The sequence below is a fragment of the Microvirgula sp. AG722 genome, from assembly GCF_003269145.1.
Lineage (GTDB): Bacteria > Pseudomonadota > Gammaproteobacteria > Burkholderiales > Aquaspirillaceae > Microvirgula > Microvirgula aerodenitrificans.
This window is the reverse complement of record NZ_QLTJ01000005.1, coordinates 117,589-141,863: the sequence shown is the minus strand read 5'-3', so window position 1 is coordinate 141,863 and position 24,275 is coordinate 117,589. Positions and strand designations below refer to the sequence as shown.

Sequence of the window (24,275 nt, the reverse complement as noted above, 5' to 3'; positions counted from 1 at the left end):
ACTCAGCCCTGCAGTCTGGCCAGCTGGCTGCGGGTCTTGTCCAGCTTGGCGCCGAACTCGGCCAGTTGCGCCTTGTCGCGCTCGACCAGATGCGCCGGAGCGCGGGCGACGTAGGCGTCGTTGCCGAGCTTGCCGGACAGCTTGGCGACTTCACCTTCCAGCTTGGCGATTTCCTTGTTCAGGCGGGCGCATTCGGCGTCCTTGTCGATCTCGACCTTCAGCATCAGCCGCGCCGTGCCGGAGATGGCTACCGGTGCATCATCTTCCGGCAGCTTGTCGACCATGGCCGCGTCGGACAGGCGGCCAAGCAGGCGCGCATACGGCAGGAAATCGGCATAGTCGGCCGGGCCTTCGACCAGCAGCGGTGCCTTGACGGCCGGGCCGAGGTTCATCTCGCCACGCAGGTTGCGGATGGCGTTGACCATGTCCTTGAACGCATCCATGCGCGCATTGGCGACGGCGTCGATCTTTTCCGGCTGGGCCACCGGCCATCTGGCGATCATGATCGAGTCGGTATGCCGGGCGTTGGCCAGCGGCGCCACGGTCTGCCACAGCTCCTCGGTGATGAACGGCATCAGCGGGTGAGTCAGGCGCAGCGTGGTTTCCAGCACGCGCACCAGCGTGCGGCGGGTCGCGCGCTGCTGGGCGGCGTCACCGTTCTGGATCTGCACCTTGGCCAGTTCCAGATACCAGTCGCAGTACTCGTTCCAGATGAATTCGTAAATCGTCTGTGCGGCGATATCGAAGCGATAGCTGTCCAGCGCCTCGGTCACCTCGGCTTCGGCCTGCTGCAGACGGCCGATGATCCAGCGGTCGACGAAGCTGAACGACAGCGGCAGGCTTTCATCCTGACCGCAATCCTGCCCCTCGACATTCATCATCACGAAGCGGGTTGCATTCCACAGCTTGTTGCAGAAGTTGCGATAGCCTTCCGCGCGCTTGAAGTCGAAGTTCACCGAACGGCCGAGGCTCGCATAGCTGGCCATGGTGAAGCGCAGCGCGTCGGTGCCATAGGCCGGGATGCCTTCCGGGAACAGCTTTTCGGTCGCCTTGGCGATCTGCGGTGCCTTTTCCGGGCGGCGCAGGCCGGTAGTGCGTTTCTTGACCAGCGGTTCCAGCGCGATACCGTCGATCAGGTCCACCGGGTCGATGACGTTGCCCTCGGACTTCGACATCTTCTTGCCTTCGTGATCGCGCACGATGCCATGGATGTACACGTCACGGAACGGCACCTTGCCGAGGAAGTGCGTGGTCATCATGATCATCCGGGCAACCCAGAAGAAGATGATTTCATAGCCGGTCACCAGCACCGACGACGGCACGAAGGCGCGCAGTGCTGCAGTGTCGGCCGGCCAGCCCATGGTCGAGAACGGCACCAGCGCCGAGCTGAACCAGGTGTCGAGCACGTCCTCGTCGCGGCGCAGCGGCTTGCCGCCGGACAGTTGCAGCGCTTCGGCCTCGGTTTCGGCCACGTAGCAGCGGCCGTCCTCGTCGTACCAGGCCGGAATCTGGTGACCCCACCACAGCTGGCGGCTGATGCACCAGTCCTGGATATTGTTCATCCACTGGTTGTAGGTGTTGACCCAGTTTTCCGGGATGAAGCGCACTTCGCCGCTGGCAACGGCATCGATGGCCTTCTGGGCGATGCTCTTGCCGGTCGGGTCATTGTCGCCAACTTTGGACATGGCGACGAACCACTGGTCGGTCAGCATCGGCTCGATCACCGAACCGGTACGGTCGCCACGCGGCACCATCAGCTTGTGCGGCTTGACCTCGACCAGGAAGCCCTGGGCATCCAGGTCGGCCACGATCGCCTTGCGCGCGTCGGCGGTCGACAGGCCGGCATAGGCGGCAGGCAGGTCGATCGTGCCTTCGGCGGTGCCGTCGAACGCGAAGATCTGGGCCTTGGCCAGCAGGGTTGCCTGCAGGCTCATCACATTGATCAGTTGCGTGCCGTGGCGCTTGCCGACCTGATAGTCGTTGAAATCGTGCGCCGGGGTGATCTTGACCAGACCGGTGCCGAATGCGGCATCGACGTAGTCATCGGCAATGACCGGAATCCGGCGGCCGGTCAGCGGCAGTTCCAGCATCTGGCCAACCAGATGCGCATAGCGCTCATCACCCGGATTCACCGCCACGGCCACGTCGCCGAGCATGGTTTCCGGACGGGTGGTCGCCACCACGATCGACGCCTCGCTGCCGACTACCGGGTAGCGGATATGCCACATGTGGCCGTCTTCCTCGACCGACTCCACTTCGAGGTCGGACACGGCGGTGCCGAGCTTCGGGTCCCAGTTGACCAGCCGCTTGCCGCGGTAGATCAGGCCCTGACGGTACAGGCGGACGAACACGTCGGTCACGATGCCGGCGCGGGTGTCATCCATGGTGAAGTATTCGTTCGACCAGTCGACCGAGCAGCCGACGCGACGCATCTGGCTGGTGATGGTGCCGCCGGACACCTCCTTCCATTCCCACACCTTGCGGATGAAGGCATCGCGGCCGAGGTCATGGCGGCTGATGCCCTGCTCGGCCAGCTGGCGCTCGACCACGATCTGCGTGGCAATGCCGGCATGGTCGGTGCCGGGCACCCACAGCGTGTTGTCGCCCTTCATGCGATGGAAACGGGTCAGGCCATCCATGATGGTCTGGTTGAATGCGTGCCCCATGTGCAGGGTGCCGGTTACATTGGGCGGCGGCAGCTGGATGGCGAAGGACGGACGGGTTTCGTCCATGTTCGGCGCAAAGTGGCCGGCCTGTTCCCATTGATCGTACCAGCGGCGTTCGATGTCGCCCGGTTCAAAGCTCTTGGCGAGTTCCATGTGTGGATGCAGCAATTCAGGTGAAAAATGAGGTCGATTATAGCCGAAAGACTGCCTCGCGCCGGACTAAGCACAGCATCGCCATCGCGGGGGTACAATCGCCCTCTTTTTTGCTGAACCTGGCCGTATATCCATGAACGTTCGCCGCCTGAGCGCACTGACCTGCTCGCTGTTGCTGGCCGCCTGCGCCACCCAGACTCCCGTCCCGACGCCGACCACGCCGCCGGTGTCGCCGCCCACCACGCCGCAGCAGCCACCGGTCAAGCCGTCCGGCGCCAGGGCGACCTATCACCAGACCAGCTTCGCCACCCTGCCCGGCTGGCAGGACGGCGACACGGCTGCCGGCTGGCAGGCATGGCTGATCTCGTGCCGCACCGTGGCCAGGCGTGCCGGCTGGGGTGACGCCTGCGCGGCATCGGCCGGCGTCAACCCGCAGGACCCGGCGGCGATCCGCCAGTTCTTTGAATCCCGCTTCACCCCCTGGCAACTGGCCGACGGCCAGGAAACCGCCGGCATGATCACCGGCTACTACGAGCCGCTGCTGACCGGCAGCCGCACGCGGACCGCACAGTCGACCGTGCCGCTGTACCCGGTGCCGAACGATCTGATCAACGTCGATCTGGCCAGTGTCTATCCGCAACTGAACGGGTTGCGGCTGCGCGGCCGGCTGGTCGGCCGCAAGCTGGTGCCGTACTGGACCGCCGGCGACATCGCCGACGGCAAGGGCGTGTCGCCCGGCAACGCGCTGGTCTGGGTCAATGACCCGGTCGAAGCGATCTTCCTGCAGATCCAGGGTTCCGGCCGGGTGCAGCTGCCCGATGGCAGCATGGTCCGGGTCGGTTATGCCGACCAGAACGGTCAGCCGTACAACTCGATCGGCCGCTACCTGATCGACAAGGGTGAACTGAAGGCGTCCGAGGCGTCGATGCAGGGCATCAAGGCATGGGCGAAACGCAATCCGGAACGGCTGAAAGAGCTGTACACCGCCAACCCGAGCTATGTGTTTTTCCGTGATCTGGGCGCGGCCGAAGGTGGCCCGCTTGGCGCCATGGGCCTGCCGCTGACCGATGGCGGCAGCATTGCCGTCGACCCGAAGAGCACGCCGCTCGGCGCGCCGGTCTGGCTGTCGACCACGCTGCCGAACAGCAATGCGCCACTGCGCCGGCTGGTCGGCGCACAGGATACCGGCGGCGCGATCAAGGGCGCGGTGCGCGCCGACTTCTTCTGGGGCTTTGGCGACGAAGCCGGCGCACAGGCCGGCCGCATGAAGCAGCGCGGCCAGATGTGGTTGCTGCTGCCGAACGGCGTCAAGCCGCCGCAGGGCTGACCGGCACGACGGTCCGGCCGGCCACCCGGACCTGGTTGCGCCCGTTCTTCTTCGCCTCGTACAGCGCCTCGTCGGCCTCGACAAACAGCTCGCGCTGGTTGCCTTCCGCCCCCACCGCGCGGCAGACCACGCCGACGCTGCAGGTGACAATGCCGCCACCATTGGCCGGATGCGGAATCCGCAGCGCTTCGAGGTTGGCGCGAACGCTTTCCGCCACCGCATTCATCTCGCCCTTGCCGGCGCCGGGCAGCAGGATAGCGAACTCTTCCCCGCCGATACGGGCCGCCAGGCCCTTGCGCGGACAGGCTGCGAGCAGCACGCTGCCGACCCGGCGCAGCACATCGTCACCGGCGGCATGGCCGAAGTGGTCGTTGTACAGCTTGAAATTGTCGATATCGAGAATCATCAGCCCGATCGGTCGCTGCCGCCCGTTCGGCATGTTGATCGCGCTGCGGAAGGACTCGTTGAAGCACAGCCGGTTGCCGACCCCGGTCAGCGCATCGGTCAGCGCCAGCTTCTTGAAACGCTGCTGGTCAATGATGGACTCGACCAGCACCGACACCAGCAGAATCAGCGCCAGACTGGCGAGCGGCAGCCAGAACCGGAACGCAAAGTAGGCGGTGACACTGCACAGCAGCAGGGCCAGCGCCGCGCCACAGCCGACGGCCAGCACCGACGTCGGTCTGATGAACGGGTGCACGAGCAGCCACAGCAGCGCCGGGCACAGCAGCAGCCAGGTCAGCCAGTCGGCGTCCAGCGTCTTGATCAGGCTGCCTTCCATCGCCCCCTGGGTCGCGGCGGCATTGATGACCACGCCGGGCATGTCCGATACCGGCGTCCGGTACACATCGCCCATGCCGCGCACGGTCACGCCGACATAGACGATCTTGCCCTGGATGGCATCGATATTCCCGGTCGAGCCGAGCACATCGACATAGGACAGCGTCGGATAGCCGACCTTGCCGCTGAAATACGGAATCTGCCGTTCGCCCGAACGCGCCCAGCCATCGAGCGTCGCCATGCTGCCCGGCGGCACGGCCTTGCGTGTCGTGCCCAGCACGCTGGTGGCGAAAGCCGGCCACACCGGCGCCCCTAGCCCGCTGTGCAGATAGAAACGGCGAATCAGGCCGTCGCTGTCCCGCTCGAAATCCAGCGTCCCCAGCCCTTTCGCCGCAGCGACCAGCGCCGGCAGCGGCGCCACTTCCTTCGGCTTGCCTTCGGCGTTTTCGACCACGATCGGCAGGTAGACATGGCCGTGCCGGCGCATTGCCCGCGCCAGCTCCAGGTCGGATTCCGGCTGCGGCGACGGGTCGGCAATAATCAGGTCCAGCGCCACCGCCCGGGCCCCGTGCAGCCGGTCCAGCAGATGGGCATGCAGCTCGCGCGGCCACGGCCAGCTGCCAAGCTGGCTCAGGCTGCGCTCGTCGATGGCGACAATCACGATGTCATCACTGCTCGGGCTGGCCTTCAGCTCGGACAGGCCATCGAGCAGCCACAGATCGATCCGGGTGCTGCCCTGGTGCAGGATGACGGCAATCGTCAGCAGCATGACCACAATCGGCATGCCATGCCGGCGCAACCAGGCCAGCGTTCTGTGTTTAGCCAAGTATCTGGATCTCTTGCTGTTCAACCTCATGATAATCAGGCGCATCGATGTCGATGCGGGCCCGATAAGGACCGGACGGCAGCGTCTTCGGCAGGACCCAGACCGGCTGGCTTGCGACCTCGCGGTACACGACCTCCTGACCGGGGCGGCTCAGCGTCAGTGCATAGCTGGCGCCATCGACCGGGTGCGCACGTGCACGCACGGCCATGCGTACATCGTTGAGCCGGGCGCGGAAACCGGCGCCGGCCTCCAGCTGGCGATGTTCGCCGAAAGGGCCGGCCACGCCGCCGGCATCGAGCTGGGCGGCGCGCCAGAACCAGATCCCGGCCTGCGGCAGCGTGATCGACGCATGGTCGCGATCCATCTGCTGGCGCAGCACCGGCGCGGAAAATGCGCTGTCGCGGGAAAATTCGACCAGCCAGCGCTGCCCGTCCGTGGCGCCCAGGTTGAGGCTGACCTGGTTGCCGGCCGCCATGATGCCATTCATCGGTTCGACAATAAACGGCGGCGGCGGGAAAGCGTGCACGCGGAACGCATGCGAGGACGGATAACCATTAAGACCGCTCGGCAGCTTGCCGCGTACCGTCAGCAGATAGCGGCCATTGTCGCTGACCCGGACAACGGCCCGCGGGGAGGTGGTCTCGCCGCTGGCATACTGGCCGGACTCGCCCTGCAGCGAATACGCATAGGCGGTCGCACGCGGCACGGCCGGCCAGGCGAACTGCACGCCCGGAAACGCGCTGCCGGCCGGCAGCCCGGCCAGATCGGGCGCAGCCGGCAGCGACTCGACCCCGTTGTCGTCCCTGCCCTGACGCATCATCACGCCGTAGCCGGCGCTGACATTGACCGGACGACCGTCCTGCCGGACTTCGACCTTGCCCTCCAGCACCTCGGTGCCGGATTCGGCCGGGTCGTCGACGCGCACGCGGAACTGCGTACCACGCACCGCCGTCACCGCACTCGGGGTCTGGATGTCATACCGGTTCGGCATCAGCGGATTTCTGGTGATGCGGCTGTCAATGCTGCCGCGTTCGAGCCGGATATCGTTGCTGGTGGCCTGGGTGCTCGGGTAATGCGTGGTCTGCCTGATCGTCAGCCGGGACTTCGGCCCGATTTCACTGACCGAGCCGTCCTCGTAGCGAATGATGATGACGGCGTTCTCCGCCGTCTCGATGATGTCGCCGGCCTCCAGTTCCTGCTTTTCCACCAGCGGCCGGCTGCCGTTGTGCCGCTTCAGGCTGCCGTTGCCGGTCACGGCCATGACCACCGGCCGGCCGGGGCGCTGCTTCATCCACTCGAGCGGAATGCGGATATCCCTGCCGGTCAGGATGGCATGGGCGTTGGAAATGCGGTTCAGCCGCTGCAGCGCCGGGATATAGGACACATCCTTCAGGTGCAGGGTGGCAATGCTCCACAGGGTATCGCCCTGGTAGACGTGATAACGCCATTCAGTGACCGCTTCGGCAGCCAGGCAGCCGGGGGCCAGCAGCAGGCTGGCCAGCGCCGCCAGCGCAATTTTTTTCATTATGGGTTTCTGCCGTATCGAATCCCGGCCGGGCGTGCCGATGCCCGCGGGAAGTCCAGTCCCGCCGATAGCAGCCGTTCGCTACCGGTCATGGAAGATCTGATTCGTTCTTTTTTCAATAGCAGAAAGATTTATACAGCATATCCAGCCAAATTGACCGGATGTTCAGCAGCCAGACGGCGCGGGAACGGCATCCGGGAGTGGAAGTTGCTGCGGAATCGATACCGGAAAGCACAGTGAACACACAGCGGTTCCCGTTCGTCGGATTGCCCGGCCGGCGCGAACAGTGTTGTGGCAGCGACACAACAGTCATGGCACGCCAAAAGAAAACGGCGGCTGCCCGGGGCAGCCGCCATCTGTTCATTCATACCCTGCAACACCGTTTCCCGCGACAGCGGGAGGCAGGCAGTGCCTGCCTCGGTGAGTCGTCAGACGCGTTCGACCGCCAGCGCCACGCCCATGCCGCCGCCGATGCACAGCGTGGCCAGGCCCTTGCCGGCTTCGCGGCGCTGCATTTCATGCAGCAGCGTCACCAGCACGCGGCAACCGGACGCCCCGATCGGGTGACCCAGCGCGATCGCGCCGCCATTGACGTTCACCCGTGACAGATCCCATTCCAGTTCGCGCGTCACGCCGAGCGACTGCGCGGCAAACGCTTCGTTGGCTTCGATCAGGTCCAGATCGCCCAGCGACCAGCCGGCCTGCTTCAGCGCCTTGCGGGTAGCGCTGACCGGACCCATGCCCATGATTTCCGGTGCGCAGCCGGAGAGCGCATAGCCGGCGACGCGCGCCAGCGGCTTCAGGCCCAGTTCCTGCGCCTTTTTGGCCGACATCAGCATGACGGCGGCCGCGCCGTCGTTCAGGCCCGACGCGTTACCGGCGGTCACGGTGCCATCCTTCTTGAACGCCGGGCGCAGCTTGGCCAGGCCTTCCAGCGTCGCGCCCTGCTTGATGAATTCGTCGCTGTCGAACATCACCGGATCACCCTTGCGCTGCGGCACGGCGACCGGCACGATTTCCGCGGCGAACTTGCCGGCCTTCTGTGCGGCTTCGGCACGATTCTGCGACGTCACCGACAGTTGGTCCTGCTCTTCGCGGCTAATGCCGTACTTGGCAGCAATATTCTCGGCCGTAATGCCCATGTGGTACTGGTTGTACACATCGGTCAGACCGTCGTAGACCATGCTGTCCACCAGCTGGGCATTGCCCATGCGGAAGCCGTCGCGCGAGCCCATCAGCAGGTGCGGCGACAGCGACATGTTTTCCTGGCCGCCAGCGATGATGATGTCGGCATCACCCAGCGCAATGGCCTGGGCCGCCAGATGGGTCGCGCGCAGGCCGGAGCCACACACCACGTTCAGCGTCGAGGCCGGCGTGGTCACCGGCAGGCCGGCCTTGATCAGCGCCTGGCGGGCCGGGTTCTGGCCGACGCCTGCGGTCAGGACCTGACCGAGGATGATTTCGCTGACCGCTTCGGCACTCACGCCGGTTTCCGCCAGCAGCGCCTTGATCACGGTCGCGCCGAGATCAGGGGCACCGACCTTGGCCAGCGAGCCGGCGAAATTGCCGATGGCGGTCCGCTTGGCGGCAACGATGACGACTTCTTGCATACTTTTCTCCTGGGGGGCGACCGGCGGTTCATCGCCGCCGGCCTGGATCTCAATTGTAGGAAAAACGGACCGGTCAGGCCGAAACCATCACCCGCGACTGTTCCTTGACATAGCGGCCCGGTGCCGGCTCGATGACTTTATAGTCCTTGTTGCCCGGCGTTTTCGGTGCGGCAATTTCCTTGCCCGAACGCGGTGCGAGCCAGCTGTCGAAGTCCTGCCACCAGCTGCCCGGCCGCGACTCGGCACCTTCGAACCATTCGTCGGCCGAATTCGGCAGCGACTCGTTGACCCAATAGTTGCGCTTGTTCTTGCTGACCGGGTTGATCGAGCCGGCAATATGGCCCGACGCGCCCAGCACATAGCGGCGTTCCGGTGCGCCGGTCAGGTACTTGACGCCGGAGTACGACGATTTCCACAACACGATGTGGTCTTCGCGCGCAGCGAACACGTACAGCGGGATGTCGATGGTGCCGACGTCGATCTTCACGCCGCACAGCGTCAGCGCACCCGGCTGGATCAGCTTGTTGTTGGTGTACAGCTCCTTCAGCAGGAAGGTGTGCATCGGCATCGGCAGGTTGGCCGCGTCGTTGTTCCAGAACAGCAGGTCGAACGGCGGCGGGGTCTTGCCGAGCAGGTAGTTGTTGACGACGTAGTTCCACACCAGATCATTGGCGCGCAGGCTGGCAAAGGTCTTGCCGATCTCGATGCCCGACACGATGCCGCCGTTGCCGGTGGCGATAATGGCTTCCCGGGCGCGGATCACGTTCGGGTCGATGTACATCTTGATATCGCCCGGCTCGGCGTGATCGATCAGCGAGGTCATGAACGTGGCCGATTCGAACCAGTCGAGGCCGCGCGCCTTCAGCACGCACAGGGTAGTGGTCAGGATCACGCCGCCGACGCAGAAGCCCAGCGCATTGATCTTGTCCTGGCGGGTGATCTTGCGCACGGCATCGGCCGCCGTGATCACGCCGTCCTCGATGTAGTTGTCCCAGGTATAGGTCTTGATGCGCTCGTCAGCGGACTTCCACGACACCATGAACACGGTGTAGCCCTGACCGACCAGATAACGCATCATCGAGTTGTCCGGCTGCAGGTCCATCAGGTAGTACTTGTTGATGCACGGCGGCACCACCAGCAGCGGCCGCTCGTGAACCTTGGCCGTGGTCGGCGTGTACTGCAGCAGCTGGAACAGGTCGTTCTCGAACACCACCGCACCCGGCGTGACCGCCACGTTGACGCCGACCTCGAACTTCGAGTCGTCGGTCATCGAGATGCGGCCCTTCTGCATGTCGTCGAGCATGTGCTTCATGCCCTCGACCAGGCTCTCGCCCTTGGTCTCGATCGCGCGCTTCATCACCTCGGGGTTGGTGACGGCAAAGTTGCTCGGGCTCATGGCGTCGATGTACTGGCGGGTAAAGAACGCCATGCGTTCCTTCTGCTCTTCGTCCACCTGGGCACCGTCGACCATTTCGGTCAGCCACTTCGACGTCAGCAGGTAGTTCTGCTTCAGGAACTTGTAGTACGGATGCTCGTTCCATTCCGGTGCGGCGAAGCGCTTGTCGGCCGGCGCGCCCTCCTCGCCTTCGGCCGGCTTGCCGAGGAAGCTCATCCACATGTTCATCTGCTGCTGGTAGAACGATTGCTGCACGGCCAGCCAGCTGCTCGACTGCTCGGCCAGACTCCCCCACAGTTTCGTGAACGGCGCCATCTGGTCATCCGGCAGGTGCAGTTTGCTCATGTTGTTGACGATCTGCTGCAACATGGCCGTATTGCGCTCGGTCAGGCTGGTAAAGAAATTCTGAAGCAACTCGTTATTTGGTGTGTTGGAGTTCACGGTCGTCTCCTGCATTTGGGGCGATACGGTTCTAATCACACGCCGCCACCGGGTCCGACAGGGTACGTCGGTCCGGTGGCGGCCCAGTCGTTACAGGCCACCGCTCATGCCGGTGACCTGGCGATTCTTCACTGCCGGAAACCACGGGCAGTCGGGCATGCGGCGGGGGTCCGGATGCGCCCCCGGCCGGATCGTCAGGTTAATGGCTCAAGGTTACAGTCAATCAGGTTTCCCCATATTGCATTAAATCAATCGCTCCAGTTGCATCCATCATGCCAGAGATAGCCATAGCGGCATGGTCAACATGGCGGCAAATACATGCAGCGTAATGATCGACGCCACCAGTTGCCCGTCACCGCCCATGCGCGTGGCCAGAATGTAGGCACTCGACGCCGTGGGCAATGCAGCAAGAATCACTGCCGCCTGACGGTAGGTACCACCGACCTCCAGCAACGCCGCACAGCCGATCGCCACCGCCGGCAGCACCAGCAGCTTGACCACGGTCAGGTAGTTGACCAGGGCCAGCCGCGCCCGCAGCGCACCGAGCCGCAGCCCGGCACCGACGCACAGCAGGCCCATGGTGATCGCAGTGACCGAAAACAGGTTGCCGATCCGCTCCAGCGCCGCCGGCAGCTCGATGCCGATGCCCTTGCACAGCAATCCGCCCAGCGTCGCCAGGATCAGCGGGTTGCGCAGCAGTTCGCGCCACAGCGAACCGCCGCTGTGCCGGGCAAGAAACCAGACCGCCGCTGCATTCGCCAGCGGAATGATGAAGCCGACCAGCAGCGCGAATGTCGCCACCCCGGCCGGTCCCGCTACCCGGTCGACCACCGCCAGCCCGATATAGGTGTTGAAACGGAACGCACACTGCACGCTGGAAGCGAACGAGCGCGAATCGTCACGCGACAGCCAGCGACCGGCCATGCCCAGCCCGACACCGGTCAGGGTAAACGCAAAGCCGACCAGCACCATGTCGCCGGCCTCGCGCAGGTCGAGGCTGGAGCCGACCACCGACCGGAACAGCATGACCGGGAACAGCACGTAGTAGACCAGCTTCTCCAACTGGAGCCAGAAGTCGCCGCCATAACCGAAGCGCCGCTTGAGCAGGCAGCCAAACAGGATGATCAGAAAGTCCGGCAGCAGGATGAGAGCGTTGTCGAGCATGTATTCTTTTGCGGGTCCCGTGCGGATAGCTGCGATGCAATATGACATTCACGCTACACGTTGTACAAGTGTCGGGCAAACAAAATGCAGCCATTTCGCTTCTGGCCCGGCCCGCTTGCCCCCTGCGAGCGCGGTCTTCGGTAGAATCCGTTGTCATGACTGATCCCTGCTTCCATTGCGGTCTGCCGGTGGCCGACGGCATCCACTTCCCCATCCGTTACCGGCAATCCGACAAGCCCGCCTGCTGCGCCGGCTGCCAGGCGGTGGCGCAAACCATTATCGACGCCGGCCTTGACGGCTACTACGAGCACCGCACGCTGGATGCCCGGCGCGCCGAGCCGCTGCCGACCGAGCTGGTCGAGCAGATCCGGCTGTATGACGCACCGGAACTGCAGCACAGCTTCGTCCATGCCGAAGGCGATCTGCGCGAGGCGTCGCTGATTCTGGAAGGCATTACCTGCGCCGCCTGCGTATGGCTGAACGAACAGCATCTGAAGCGCCAGCCGGGCGTGATCTCGGTCGACGTCAACTATGCCAGTCATCGTGCCCGGGTAAAGTGGGATTCGACCCGCATACAGTTGTCCGCCCTGCTTGAAGCCATCGCCCAGATCGGTTACCGCGCCCATCCGTACGATGCCGACCGGCGCGAGAAGCTGGCGGAGCAGGAACGCAAGGGCCAGCTCAACCGGTTGTGGGTCGCCGGTCTGTCGATGATGCAGGTGATGATGTACGCGGTGCCGGTCTATCTGGATACCCAGGGCGAGATGAGTGCGGAATGGATGTGGCTGCTGCACTGGGCCAGTTTCTTCCTGACCCTGCCGGTGGTGCTGTACTCGGCATGGCCGTTCTATGTCGGCACCTGGCGCGACCTGCGCAACCGCCGCGCCGGCATGGACGTGCCGGTCACCGTCGGCGTGCTGACCTCCTTTGTCGCCAGCAGCTGGGCACTGTTCAACCATATCGACCATGGCATTTATTTCGACTCGGTGTCGATGTTCGTCTTCCTGCTGCTCGGCGGCCGTTACCTCGAAGGCATGGCGCGCCGGCGTGCCGGCGACGCCGGTGAGCGGCTGGTCAAGCTGATTCCGGCCTTCACCCAGCGCGTGGCCGACTGGCCGGCCGATCGCGACACGCACATGGCGACCGTCGCCAGCGTTCGCCCTGGCGAAGTGCTGCTGGTCAGGCCGGGCGAGACGGTACCGGTCGACGGCGAGGTGCTGGACGGCCATTCCAGTGTCGACGAATCGCTGCTGACCGGCGAAAGCCTGCCGCAGCCGAAGCAGTCCGGCGACACGCTGATTGCCGGCTCGGTCAACGTCGCCAGCCCGCTGTATCTGCGCGCCACCCATACCGGCGAGTCGACCCGGCTGGCCGGCATCGTCCGTCTGCTCGATCAGGCAATGAGCGAACGGCCCCGGCTGGCGGTGCTGGCCGACCGGGTGTCGGCGTGGTTCGTCACCACCCTGCTGCTGGTCGCCGTGCTGACCTATGCCGGCTGGTATATGGTCGACCCGGAGCGCGCGCTGTGGATCATGGTCGCCGTGCTGGTGATTTCCTGCCCGTGCGCCCTGTCGCTGGCCACGCCGGCCGCGCTGACGGCTGCCAGCGGCACGCTGGCCGGACGCGGCGTACTGCTGGCCAGGGGCACGGCGCTGGAATCGCTGGCGCAGATTACCGATGCGGTCTTCGACAAGACCGGGACGCTGACCTGGGGTGACATGCAGCTGAAGGACCAGCTCGTGTTCGATGCCCGCATCGACGCCCTGGCACTGGCGCAAGGGCTGGAAGCCGGCAGCGAGCACCCGCTGGCCCGCGCCCTGCTGGCGGCCGGTGGCGAGCCGTTGCGCTGCACCGGCCTGCACAGCGTGGCCGGTCAGGGGGTCGAGGGCGAGTTCGCCGGACGCCGCTACCGGCTCGGCAAGCCCGCCTTCGTTGTCGCCGTCGCCGGGGAGGCACCGGACGCACTGGCCGGATTCGGCGGCAACGACAGCGTGATCGCGCTCGGTGACGCCGGCGGCTGGATCGCCGCCTTCGCCATTGGCGACCGGCTGCGCGACGACGCGGCCGCCGTTATCGCCGCGCTGCGCGCGCGCGGCATCCGTACCCACCTCGCCAGCGGCGACCGCGCCGAAACCGCCGCCGCCGTGGCGGCCACGCTGGGCATCGATCAGGCCCGGGGCGGCATGACCCCGGAGGACAAGCTGGCCTGTGTGACGGCACTGCAGCAGCAGGGACGCCATGTGCTGATGGTCGGTGACGGCGTCAACGACGCCCCGGTGCTGGCCCGCGCCGATGTCAGCGCGGCCATGGGCAGCGGCACCGACGTCGCCCGTCTCAGCGGAGATCTGGTGCTGGTCGGCAACGGCCTGTCGCCGCTGGTCGATGCACTCGGCATCGCCCGCCGCACCCGGCGCATCATCCGCCAGAATCTGGTCTGGGCGGTCGGTTACAACCTGGTTGCGCTGCCGCTGGCCATCGGCGGCTGGATCACGCCGTGGATCGCCAGCCTCGGCATGGCGCTGAGTTCACTGCTGGTGGTCGGCAATGCGCTGAGATTGTCGGGACGGACGGTGGGCGGCAAAAAGGGGGAACGGGGCAGCGTGAATCAATAACCGGCTTATGGCGAATTGCCTTGCAATCACCGCCCCCGCCGCTGCCGATAACGCCACGGCGCCTGCGGGCGGGACTGTCGCCACAGGCCGAGGCGATGGCTGCGCGCGTAGTGTTGCGCGGACTGGTAGCGGGCAAAGCTGGCGCCGCCCTGTATGCGCTGCGCGTGATGCACATCGTGCCAGGCCAGCCCGGCGCCAAGCAGCGCGCAATTGATGTCGGTCCGGGCCAGCCAGACCTGACCGAGGACCCGGCCGTAGCGGTCACCGCTCAGTGGCCGCACCTGCACCCGTCGACCGAGCACGCGTTCGGCCAGTCCGTCACGCGCCTGACGCCAGTGGGCCTGCCCGCGTTCCGGGGCATCGACAAAGGCCAGCCGTATCCGCAATGGCGGGTGCCCGGTACGCTGCAGCGTCAGTGTGTCGCCGTCGATCACGTCCACCACCCGGCCGGCCAGCGTGCCCGCCGCCGACGCCGCCAGACTGGCGACGACCAGCAACAGGCCGGCAAGCCGGGCGGCGGGCGGGGTCACGGCCGGATCACGGCGCGGTCTCGCCGGGCGCGGCGTCGCGTCCCGGCTGCCACAGCACGTCGCTGCCGCCAGCGTACCGGTTCAGATAGCGCGCCATGACGAACAGCGTGTCCGACAGCCGGTTCAGGTATGGCTGCAGATCCGGCGACAGCGTCTCGAACGTCGCCAGCGATACCAGCGTGCGTTCGGCACGGCGCGCCACGGCGCGGGCCACATGGGTCTGTGCCGCCGCCAGGCTGCCGCCGGGCAGGATGAATTCCTTCAGCGGCGCCAGGTCGGCATTCATCTGCGCGGTCATCGCTTCCAGCCGCGCGATATGCACCGGCTTGATGGCGACATGCCCGGGCACGGCCAGTTCGCCGCCGCAATCGAACAGATCGTGCTGGATGGTCAGCAGCCAGCCGCGCACCTCGTCCGGTACGCCTTCGCCGGCCAGCAGTACGCCGATCTGGCTGTTCAGTTCGTCGACATCACCCAGCGCATGAATGCGTGCATCGTCCTTGGCCACGCGACGACCGTCGCCGAGGCCGGTAGTGCCACCGTCGCCGGTGCGGGTAGTGATCTTGCTCAGTCGATAGCCCATCGGGGGGTTCCGTGATGTGCACGGCAGCCGGCTAGCGTCCTGCCATGTCGTGATAAGTGGTGTCCAGCCCGGCCCGCTTGTAGGCCCGGGCCACGTCGCGCGCGCGCGCCAGCTGCGCGTCGTCCTCGCCGACGATCTCCAGAATGCGCGGGTAGGCGGTGAAATTGGCCGGCTCGCCGAGCGACAGGTTCAGCAGTACGCCGGTGACCGGCGTCGCCGGCAGCGCGGTGGTCAGCAGCACCGGGGTTTCCGCCGCCAGCGGATCGTCGAGCCGGACGTGGGGGACGAAGCCCTGCGGCGGGAAACTCCACAGCCGGGTATCGAACCCGGCCAGCGCCGCCTCGTCGGCCAGCAGCACGGTCAGCCGCTCGCCATGCCGGATCACCGTCGCCGCCAGCCGGCAGGCAAACCCTGCCGGGTCGGCGACGTGGTGGTAGAAATCAATCTGCGTCATCGTCACTGACCACTTCGACCGGATCACGGCGCGGGCGACCGCGACGCACGGTCTGGCCGGTGGCCAGGTCGGCGCGATCGCGCAGGAACTGGGCCAGCAGCGACACCGGACGGCCGGTCGCCCCCTTTTCCTTGCCGCTCTTCCAGGCGGTGCCGGCAATGTCCAGGTGCGCCCAGTCGTACGGCTTGACGAAGCGGGACAGGAAGCAGGCGGCGGTGACCGACCCGGCCGGCCGGCCGCCGATATTGGCCATGTCGGCAAACGGGCTCTTCAGCTGCTCCTGGTAGTCCTCCCACAGCGGCATGTGCCAGGCGCGGTCACCGACTTCGTCGCCGGCAGCGATCAGGTCGCGCGCCAGTGAATCCTGGTTGGAGAACAGCCCGGTGGCGACATGGCCCAGCGCGATGATGCAGGCGCCGGTCAGCGTGGCGACGTCAACGATCACTTCCGGCTCGAAGCGGGCGGCATAGGTCAGCGCATCGCACAGGATCAGCCGGCCTTCGGCGTCGGTATTGAGAATCTCGATGGTCTGGCCGGACAGGCTGGTGACAATGTCACCCGGCTTGCATGCATTGCCGGCCGGCATGTTTTCGCAGGTCGGCACCAGCGCGACGATATTGATCGGCAGCTTCATCCGCGCGGCGGCGACAAAGGCGCCAATCACGGTACCGGCGCCCATCATGTCGTATTTCATCTCGTCCATGCTCTCGCCCGGCTTCAGCGAGATGCCGCCGGAGTCGAAAGTGACGCCCTTGCCGACCAGTACCACCGGACGGTCGTGCTCGTCCCCGCCCCGGTGCTGGAGGATGATGAAGCGCGGCGGTTCGGCGCTGCCTCGGGCCACGGCGAGGAAGGCGCCCATGCCGAGCGCGGCGATGTCGTCCTGTTCCAGCACCTGGCACAGCCCGCCGGCGGCCTCGACCGCCACCCGCGCCTGCTCGGCCAGCCAGGTCGGGGTGCAGACATTGCCCGGGGTATTGCCGAGATCGCGCGCCAGCCTGATGCCGGCGCCGATCGCCTGCCCCTGCACCAGCCCCTTCTCGCCATCGGCGAGGTCGCTGCGGCGCGGAACCGACAGCACCAGCTTGCGCAGTTCGCGTTCGCGCTGCGGCGTCTCGTCCGGCTTGCGGCTCTTGTACTGCTCGAACTTGTACAGCACGTCGAGCGTGGCGACGGTCGCCTGCTCGATCATCCATTCGACATCACGCTTTTTCAGCGTCAGTTCGGTCAGATAGCTGACCGCCTCGACCGCCGCGGTCTGCGCCAGTGCCCGGACCGAGCTGCGCACCGCCTCGCGGTATTCCTTTTCGCGGAAGTCGCGCTCGCGCCCCAGCCCGACCAGCATCACCCGATCGCACAGCGTGTGCGGCACATTGTGCAGCACCAGCGTGGTGCCCAGCTTGCCGTCCATGTCGCCGCGCTTGAGCACGTCGGACAGGAAGCCGTTGGAAATGCGGTCGAGCAGATCCGCAGCGAAAGTCAGCTTGCGGGACTCGAACACCCCGACCAGCACGCAGGCGACGCGCTGCTTTTCCGGGCTACCGCTTTTTATGCTAAATTCCATCGTCAGTCTCCTGAAGGGCGGCGTACGCCTGGCGGGTCGGAATGGTCGGAAAGACTGACGGCGTCAGCGTTTCGTTCCGGTTGCCGATATCGGTTAAACCTAGCCGACCAGCGCGAAAATTTCAAAAATTGTAAATTTTTCGTTTCATTTCGATTATCTCCATCTTTTCCGCAAAAAGTCAAAAAGGCCAGCAGCCATGATTTTTTACCGCAGCGTGTTACGCGAACTTACCGCTGTGGCCTTCGCCGTGTTTAGTGTCCTGCTCGCCATCATGACGGTGACGCAGGTCGTCAAGCTGTTCGACAAGGCCGCGGCGGGCGTGCTGCCCACCGACGCGATCGTTGCGATGATCGCCTTCTCCACGCTGAGCTATTTCGGCACCCTGCTGTCGATCACCCTGTTCATTTCGGTGCTGGTCGTGCTGACCCGCACCTGGCGCGATCACGAGATGGCGGTCTGGCTGACCTCCGGCCTGTCGCCGAATCGCTGGATACAGCCGATCCTGGCCTTCTCCGTGCCGCTGACCATCCTGATCACCATCGTCAGCCTGTATCTGGGACCATGGGCGGCGCGCAAGGGCAGCGAGTATTCGGACGTGCTGCGCCAGCGCGAGGAAGTCAGCGCACTGGCCCCGGGCGTATTCAAGGAGTCGCGCAGCGGCGACAAGGTCTACTTCGTCGAGAACTATTCCGGCGAGGCCGGCGCGGCCTACAACATCTTTGTGCGCAGCGTGACCGACGGCAAGACCAGCATCGTCTTCGCCCGCGAGGGCACCGTGCGCACCGAGCCCAACGGCGAGCGCTACCTGCACCTGAAGAGCGGCCGCCGCTATGAGGGCGAGGCCGGTCATGCCGACTGGCGCGTGGTCGAGTTCGACCGCTACCGGGTCAAGATCACCCAGAACATCCGCAGCAACGAGGATTCGCGCACCAAGACCGCCGACATGTCCCGACTGGTCGGCAGCGACCGCAGCGAGGACAAGGCCGAGCTGGCCTGGCGCATCTCGCTGCCGATTGCCTCGCTGATCCTGGCGCTGATCGCCATCCCGCTGTCGTACTACAATCCGCGCAGCGGCCATACCTTCAACCTGCTGATTGCCCTGTTCGTGTACCAGCTCTACTACAACCTGATCAGCCTGATGCAGAGCTGGATCGCCAAGGGCGTGCTCTCGTCCTACTGGGCACTGGCCCTGCTGCATCTGCTGATGGCCGGCGTATTCGTGCTGCTGATGCTGTGGCGCCGCAAGCCGCTGAAGCTCTGGCTGCGCAGCCTGGGCGGGAGCCGCGCATGAAAATCCTGACCCGTTACATTTCCGGCAACGTCATCATGGTGTCGTTCTTCGCCCTGCTGGCGCTGCTGTCGCTGTTTGCCTTCTTCGACGTGCTGGGCGAAGTGTCCGAGGTCGGCCATAACGGCTACACCTTCCGCGCCGCACTGATGGTGGTGGCATTCAAGGTCCCGCGCCATGCCTTCGAGCTGATGCCGCTGGCGGTGCTGATCGGCACCATGGTCGCCATGAGTCTGCTGTCCGGCACCTCCGAATACGCCGTCATGCGCGCATCCGGCCTGTCGCTCGGCCAGCTGGCCCGCACCCTGGCCTGTATCGGTCTGGTGTTCGCTGCCCTGACCATGCTGCTCGGCGAGTATATCGCCCCGCTGGCCGAGCAGGCCGGCGAACGCACGCGGCTGCAGGCCACCAATTCGGCGGTGGCGCAGGACTTCCACTCCGGTTTGTGGATCAAGGATGACAACCACTTCATCAACGTCGGCGAGATGCTGCCGGACAACACGCTGCTCGGCATCCGCATCTACACCTACGACAAGGACCTGCGGCTGACCGACGAGCGCTATGCGCGCCGCGGGCTGTACCAGGTCAACGGGTCCTGGCAGCTCGAGGACGTGCAGCGCACGCGGATCTTCAGCAACCACACCGAAGTCGAACACCTGAAGACCCAGCGCTGGGAGTCCATCCTGCAGCCGGAAATCCTGTCCACCCTGCTAGTGGTGCCGGAACGGATGTCGGCCGCGGCGCTGTCGCGCTACATCGAGCACCTGAAGACCAACAAGCAGAGCACCACGCGTTATGAAATCGCACTGTGGAGCAAGCTGTTCTATCCGCTCGCCTGTCTGACCATGGCCCTGGTGGCCCTGGCCTTCACCCCGGTCAGCCAGCGCCATGCCAGCCTCGGCATGCGCATTTTCACCGGCATCCTGATCGGGCTGGCGTTCTACTTCTTCAACCGCCTGTGCGGCCACCTCGGGCTGCTGTACGGCTGGTCGCCGCCGCTGGTCACGCTGGCGCCGACCCTGATCTTCCTGCTCGGTGGCGGCTGGTTCCTGATCCGCCAGGAGAAACGCTGACATGAATGCGCCCGCCCTGCCGTTTCCGGAACTTCGTGATGAACTGATCGCGCACCGCGCGGCACTGTGGGCCCATTACCGCGACGCGCGACAACCGTTCCCTGCCCTCGCCGCCCATGCCGGGCTGATCGACGGCATCATTGCCCGGGTCTGGCAGGCGCAGGGGCTGGAAGCCGAAGTGGCGGTCATCGCCGTCGGCGGCTACGGTCGCGGCGAGCTGTATCCGCACTCGGACATCGACCTGCTGATCCTGCTGCCGGACGAGCCGGTCGCCGCACTCGAATCCAGGCTGGAAGACACCATCAGCGCGTTCTGGGACCTGGGGCTGGAGGTCGGCCACAGCGTGCGCACCATCGACCAGTGCCTGGAGGAGGCCGGTCGCGACGTCACCGTCGAGACCACGCTGCTCGAACAGCGGCTGATTGCCGGCCCGGATGCGCTGCACGCCCGGCTGCTGGCCGCGCTGGAGCGGCGGCTGGACCCGGTGGCATTCTTCGAGGCCAAGCTGCTGGAGCAGCAGCAGCGGCACAACAAGTCGTTCGGCGTCGCCAACAACCTCGAGCCCAACGTCAAGGAAAGCCCCGGCGGTCTGCGCGACATCCAGACCATCCTGTGGATCGGCCATGCGCTCGGTCTTGGCGACAACTGGAATGCGCTGGCCAAGCGCGCCATCCTGACCCGGGCCGAAAGCCGGCTGATCCGCCATGCCGAGCGGCAGCTGGCACGCATCCGCCTCGACCTGCACCTGATCGCCAACCGGCGTGAAGACCGGCTGGTCTTCGACCTGCAGCAGCAGGCTGCCGCAGAATGGGGGCTGGTCGACACGCCGGCGCAGCGCGCCAGCGAGCAGCTGATGCAGATTTACTATCGGGCTGCGCGCACCATCATCCAGCTCAACGGCATCCTGCTGCCGAACTTCCGCACCCGGCTGTATTCGCAGACGCCGTATCTGAGCCGCCCGGTCAACGAGCGCTTCAAGGCCGTCAACGACATGCTGGCGCTGCGCGACTTCGACGAATTCGAGCACAACCCGTCCGCCATCTTCGAAGCTTTCATCCTGCTGGCACGCAATCCGGAACTGACCGGTCTGGCGCCGCGCACGCTGCGCGCGCTGTGGCATGCGCGCGGCAGGATCAACGACCGCTTCCGCCGCGACCCGGCCAATCACGCCCTGTTCATGACCCTGCTGCGCGAACCGAGCGGCGTGACCCGCGCCCTGCGGCGCATGCACCTGTATGGCGTGCTCGGCCGCTATATTCCGGCCTTCGGCCGCATCACCGGCCAGATGCAGCACGACCTGTTCCACGTCTATACCGTCGACGAACACATCCTGATGGTGGTGCGCAACCTGCGCCGCTTCGCCGTGCCGGCCTTCAACCACGAATATCCGCTGCAGAGCCAGATCATCGGCAAGTTCGACCAGCCTGACCTGCTGTACCTGGCCGGCCTGTTTCATGACATTGCCAAGGGACGCGGCGGCGACCACTCACAGCTCGGCACCGCCGACGCACGCGAGTTCTGTATCGAGCACGGGCTCGACGACGAGCAGACCGCGCTGGTGGTCTGGCTGGTGCGCGAGCACCTGACCATGTCCGCCGTCGCCCAGAAGGAAGACATCTACGACCCGGACACCGTGGTGCGCTTTGCCGCCTTCGTCGGCACGCCGCGCCGGCTGGCCGCGCTTTACCTGCTGACCGTCGCCGATATCCGCGGCACCAGCCCGAAGGTCTGGAACGCGTGGAAGGCCAAGCTGCTGGAGGACCTGTACCACGCCACGCTGCGCATCCTGCGCAGTGCCGACGATTTTGACGTCCGCACCCTGCTCGGCGAGCGCATGGACGAGGCACGCGCCCTGCTGCGGCTGGCCGCCGTACCGGAAGGCGTGGAAGAAAAACTCTGGCGCCATCTTGACGATGTGTACTTCATGCGCCACGAGCCGCGCGACATCGCCTGGCACGCACGGGTGCTGAACCGGATCACCGACACGCGCGAACCGGTCGTGCGGGCCCGGCTGTCGACCAGCCGCGAAGGCATCAAGGTGCTGGTCTACCTGCCCGACCAGCCGGACCTGTTTGCGCGCATCTGCAGTTTCTTCGGCAATACGACCTACAGCATCGCTGACGCCAAGGTCTACACCACGACCAATGGCTACGCGCTGGACACCTTCCATGTGTTCGTGCCCGAGCACTGCGACGAAGCCTACCGCGACATGATCAACTTCATCGAGTTCGAGCTGGCGGCCACGCTGGCGCGGCAGGATGCGATCTGTCCGCCGCGCACCGGCCGCATCGACCGCCATCTGAAATTCTTCCCGATCACGCCGCAGGTCAGCATCCGCTCCGACGACCGCAACGACTTCCATGTGCTGTCCATCGTCGCCGGCGACCGGCGCGGCCTGCTGGCAAACATCGCCTGCGTGCTGGCCCACTACCAGATTGCAGTCCACTCGGCCAAGATCATGACGCTGGGCAGCCGGGTCGAGGACTCGTTCCTGCTGACCGGCGCCGCGCTGAAGGACCCGCGCACCTCGCTGGCCATCGAAGGCGAACTGCTCGACATCCTGCAGGTGTGACGCCCGGCCGGCGCGTCAGCTGGCGCGCCGCAGCGTGACCCACGTCGTCACCGCCAGGATCACGGCGCCGCCGGCCAGCATGCGCAGCCCGGGGACTTCGCTGAACAGCAGCCAGGCCAGCGCAATGCCGTAGACCGGTTCCAGCGCGGCTATGACGGCAGCGGTACGCGCCGGCACCGTCTGCAGGCTGGCAATGAACAGGCAGTGCGCCAGCGCCGTGAACACCACCCCGAGCACAGCCACGATCAGCCACTGATCCGGCGGTGCAGCCAGCAGCACCGGCAGGCCCAGCGGCGCCAGCATCAATGCGGCCACCCCGTTCTGCCACAGCGCCACCCGTACTGCACCCAGTTGCGACAGCCGGCGGTTGGCGATGGCCAGCAGCGCGAACAGCGCGCCGGACAGGATCGCCCAGGCCAGGCCCTGGGTCGCCTGGTCGCGCCAGTCGAACGATGGCGTGACCAGCACCAGCCCCAGCGTGACCAGAGCCACCATCCAGCGCTCGGCCGGCGGCAGCGGTCGCCGGTCCAGCCAGGACTCCAGCCCGGCGACAAACAGCGGGAAGGACGCGAAGCCGAGCAGGCCGATGGCGACGCTGGACACGGCAATCGCATGGAAGAAGGTCCACCAGTGCACGGCCAGCAGCACGCCGCACAGCGCCAGCCCGCCGGCGCTGCGGGCATCGACGCGCAGGCTGCGCCGGGTCAGCACGGCGAACAGCAGCAGGGCCACCGCGGCGAACGACGTCCGGCCGAACACGGTCAGCGTCGCGCCGCCGACGATCAGCTTGCCGAACAGACCGGACGCGCCGAACAGCAGTACGGAAAAGTGAAGGAACAGGAAGTGTCGCTGGCTGGATTGCGGCATGGAGGCACCCGGGGAAAACGCGACCTTACCATGCCATCCGGCTGCGCTGCCTCAGTCGATATCGGTTTCTGCGTCGGCAATCTGCGGGAACAGCGTATCGACAAAACCGAACTGCGCCATGTCCTTCATCCGCATCGGATACAGGAAGCCCCACAGATGATCGCACTCGTGCTGGACCAGACGGGCATGAAAACCGTCGACGGTCCGGTCGATGCTGTCGCCATGCTGGTCGAAGCCCTGGTAGCGCACCTGTGCATAGCGCGGCACCAACCCGCGCAGTCCGGGCACCGACAGGCACCCTTCCCAGCCGTCTTCCATCGTCGCACCCATCGGCGTGACGGTCGGATTGATCAGCACCGTCGGCGGCACGATCTCGGCCTCCGGATAGCGCGGATTGAGCATGCCGGTGCCAAACACCACGACCTGCAGCGGCACGCCGATCTGCGGTGCCGCGAGGCCGGCGCCCGAGCGACTGTGCATGGTCTCCCACAAATCGGCGACCAGCAGTTCGAGCTCCGGCGTATTGAATGCCGTGACCGGTTCCGCCCTCGCCAGCAGGCCGGGTTCCCCCATCTTGAGTATCGAGTGCAAGGCCATTTTTCCTCCTCGTGGCAACAATGCATGACGCCTGAATAGTACGCCGTTGCCGGCGCGGACCACAAACTTTGACATGGAGCCAGTGACGGGCCAATTCAACACAAACCGCCATTATTGATTTGTATGACATCCCGGCGACGGTGCAAATCGGGAAATTTCCGTGCATTCATCCTGCAACCGGCACCCTGACGCCGGTTTTCCGCTTTCGCCATCCATCCTGTCCAGTTGCCCTACAAGCGGCAAGCGG

Annotated in this window: 17 protein-coding genes; 5 read left to right on the top strand and 12 right to left on the bottom strand. The window is 65.6% G+C overall.

Features of this window, described 5'->3' with window-relative positions:
- Positions 1-2: 2 nt before the first annotated feature.
- Entirely contained in the window at positions 3-2,819 is a 2,817-nt protein-coding gene (locus DFO50_RS09560; RefSeq protein WP_112692399.1) for a valine--tRNA ligase, read from the bottom strand.
- A gap of 133 nt (positions 2,820-2,952) precedes the next feature.
- Here DFO50_RS09560 and DFO50_RS09555 point away from each other — a divergent pair, with 133 nt between their 5' ends.
- The gene (locus DFO50_RS09555) at positions 2,953-4,146 is read left to right on the top strand and encodes a murein transglycosylase A (protein ID WP_028498779.1); all 1,194 of its coding nucleotides are present in this window, start codon (positions 2,953-2,955) and stop codon (positions 4,144-4,146) included.
- Here the strand turns inward: DFO50_RS09555 and DFO50_RS09550 are convergent.
- The 5 genes from DFO50_RS09550 to DFO50_RS09530 form a co-directional block, all read right to left on the bottom strand.
- Positions 4,127-5,752, bottom strand: coding sequence for a CHASE2 domain-containing protein (locus DFO50_RS09550; RefSeq protein ID WP_158537429.1), 1,626 nt, complete (start codon positions 5,750-5,752; stop codon positions 4,127-4,129). The two genes, DFO50_RS09555 and DFO50_RS09550, sit on opposite strands and share 20 nt — an antisense overlap.
- Positions 5,745-7,277: a FecR domain-containing protein gene (locus tag DFO50_RS09545; protein WP_112692398.1), complete on the bottom strand. Its 1,533-nt coding sequence runs from the start codon at positions 7,275-7,277 to the stop codon at positions 5,745-5,747. Before DFO50_RS09545 ends, DFO50_RS09550 begins: the two co-directional genes overlap by 8 nt.
- Positions 7,278-7,705: 428 nt before the next feature.
- Positions 7,706-8,887, bottom strand: a complete 1,182-nt coding sequence (locus DFO50_RS09540) for an acetyl-CoA C-acetyltransferase (protein WP_107889741.1) — start codon at positions 8,885-8,887, stop codon at positions 7,706-7,708.
- A gap of 73 nt (positions 8,888-8,960) precedes the next feature.
- Positions 8,961-10,724 carry an alpha/beta hydrolase gene (locus DFO50_RS09535; protein WP_233495230.1) on the bottom strand — a complete coding sequence of 588 codons (1,764 nt, stop codon included), beginning with the start codon at positions 10,722-10,724 and terminating at the stop codon, positions 8,961-8,963.
- A 270-nt stretch (positions 10,725-10,994) separates the two neighbouring features.
- Positions 10,995-11,888, bottom strand: coding sequence for an AEC family transporter (locus DFO50_RS09530; protein ID WP_028498784.1), 894 nt, complete (start codon positions 11,886-11,888; stop codon positions 10,995-10,997).
- Between the two features lie 155 nt (positions 11,889-12,043).
- Here DFO50_RS09530 and DFO50_RS09525 point away from each other — a divergent pair, with 155 nt between their 5' ends.
- A complete protein-coding gene (locus DFO50_RS09525) occupies positions 12,044-14,500 on the top strand; it encodes a heavy metal translocating P-type ATPase (RefSeq protein ID WP_112692396.1) in 2,457 nt (818 codons plus the stop codon).
- Positions 14,501-14,526: 26 nt separating this feature from the next.
- Here DFO50_RS09525 and DFO50_RS09520 read toward each other — a convergent pair whose 3' ends face one another.
- From DFO50_RS09520 to DFO50_RS09505, 4 genes are read right to left on the bottom strand one after another with little or no spacing between them, the layout of a single operon-like run.
- Positions 14,527-15,030 carry a thermonuclease family protein gene (locus DFO50_RS09520; protein WP_036385609.1) on the bottom strand — a complete coding sequence of 168 codons (504 nt, stop codon included), beginning with the start codon at positions 15,028-15,030 and terminating at the stop codon, positions 14,527-14,529.
- A gap of 7 nt (positions 15,031-15,037) precedes the next feature.
- Positions 15,038-15,613 (bottom strand): cob(I)yrinic acid a,c-diamide adenosyltransferase, encoded by a 576-nt coding sequence (locus tag DFO50_RS09515; protein ID WP_112692394.1) that lies wholly within the window; start codon positions 15,611-15,613, stop codon positions 15,038-15,040.
- Between the two features lie 31 nt (positions 15,614-15,644).
- Positions 15,645-16,067, bottom strand: coding sequence for a DNA polymerase III subunit chi (locus DFO50_RS09510; RefSeq protein WP_028498786.1), 423 nt, complete (start codon positions 16,065-16,067; stop codon positions 15,645-15,647).
- Positions 16,054-17,631, bottom strand: coding sequence for a leucyl aminopeptidase (locus tag DFO50_RS09505; protein ID WP_028498787.1), 1,578 nt, complete (start codon positions 17,629-17,631; stop codon positions 16,054-16,056). Before DFO50_RS09505 ends, DFO50_RS09510 begins: the two co-directional genes overlap by 14 nt.
- 196 nt (positions 17,632-17,827) lie before the next feature.
- On the opposite strand from DFO50_RS09505, the gene lptF reads away from it, so the two are divergent.
- Genes lptF through DFO50_RS09490 form a run of 3 tightly spaced genes read left to right on the top strand, consistent with a single transcriptional unit; the run spans position 17,828 to position 22,564 of the window.
- Complete coding sequence (gene lptF, locus DFO50_RS09500) at positions 17,828-18,922, top strand: LPS export ABC transporter permease LptF (RefSeq protein ID WP_028498788.1); 1,095 nt, start codon at positions 17,828-17,830, stop codon at positions 18,920-18,922.
- Positions 18,919-19,992, top strand: coding sequence for an LPS export ABC transporter permease LptG (gene lptG, locus DFO50_RS09495; RefSeq protein WP_107889737.1), 1,074 nt, complete (start codon positions 18,919-18,921; stop codon positions 19,990-19,992). Before lptF ends, lptG begins: the two co-directional genes overlap by 4 nt.
- 1 nt (position 19,993) lies before the next feature.
- Positions 19,994-22,564: a [protein-PII] uridylyltransferase gene (locus tag DFO50_RS09490; RefSeq protein ID WP_112692393.1), complete on the top strand. Its 2,571-nt coding sequence runs from the start codon at positions 19,994-19,996 to the stop codon at positions 22,562-22,564.
- A gap of 15 nt (positions 22,565-22,579) precedes the next feature.
- Here the strand turns inward: DFO50_RS09490 and DFO50_RS09485 are convergent, their stop codons facing one another.
- Entirely contained in the window at positions 22,580-23,431 is an 852-nt protein-coding gene (locus tag DFO50_RS09485) for a DMT family transporter (protein ID WP_112692392.1), read from the bottom strand.
- 51 nt (positions 23,432-23,482) lie between these two features.
- A complete protein-coding gene (locus tag DFO50_RS09480; RefSeq protein ID WP_028498791.1) occupies positions 23,483-24,028 on the bottom strand; it encodes a peptide deformylase in 546 nt (181 codons plus the stop codon).
- Between the last annotated feature and the right edge of the window lie 247 nt (positions 24,029-24,275).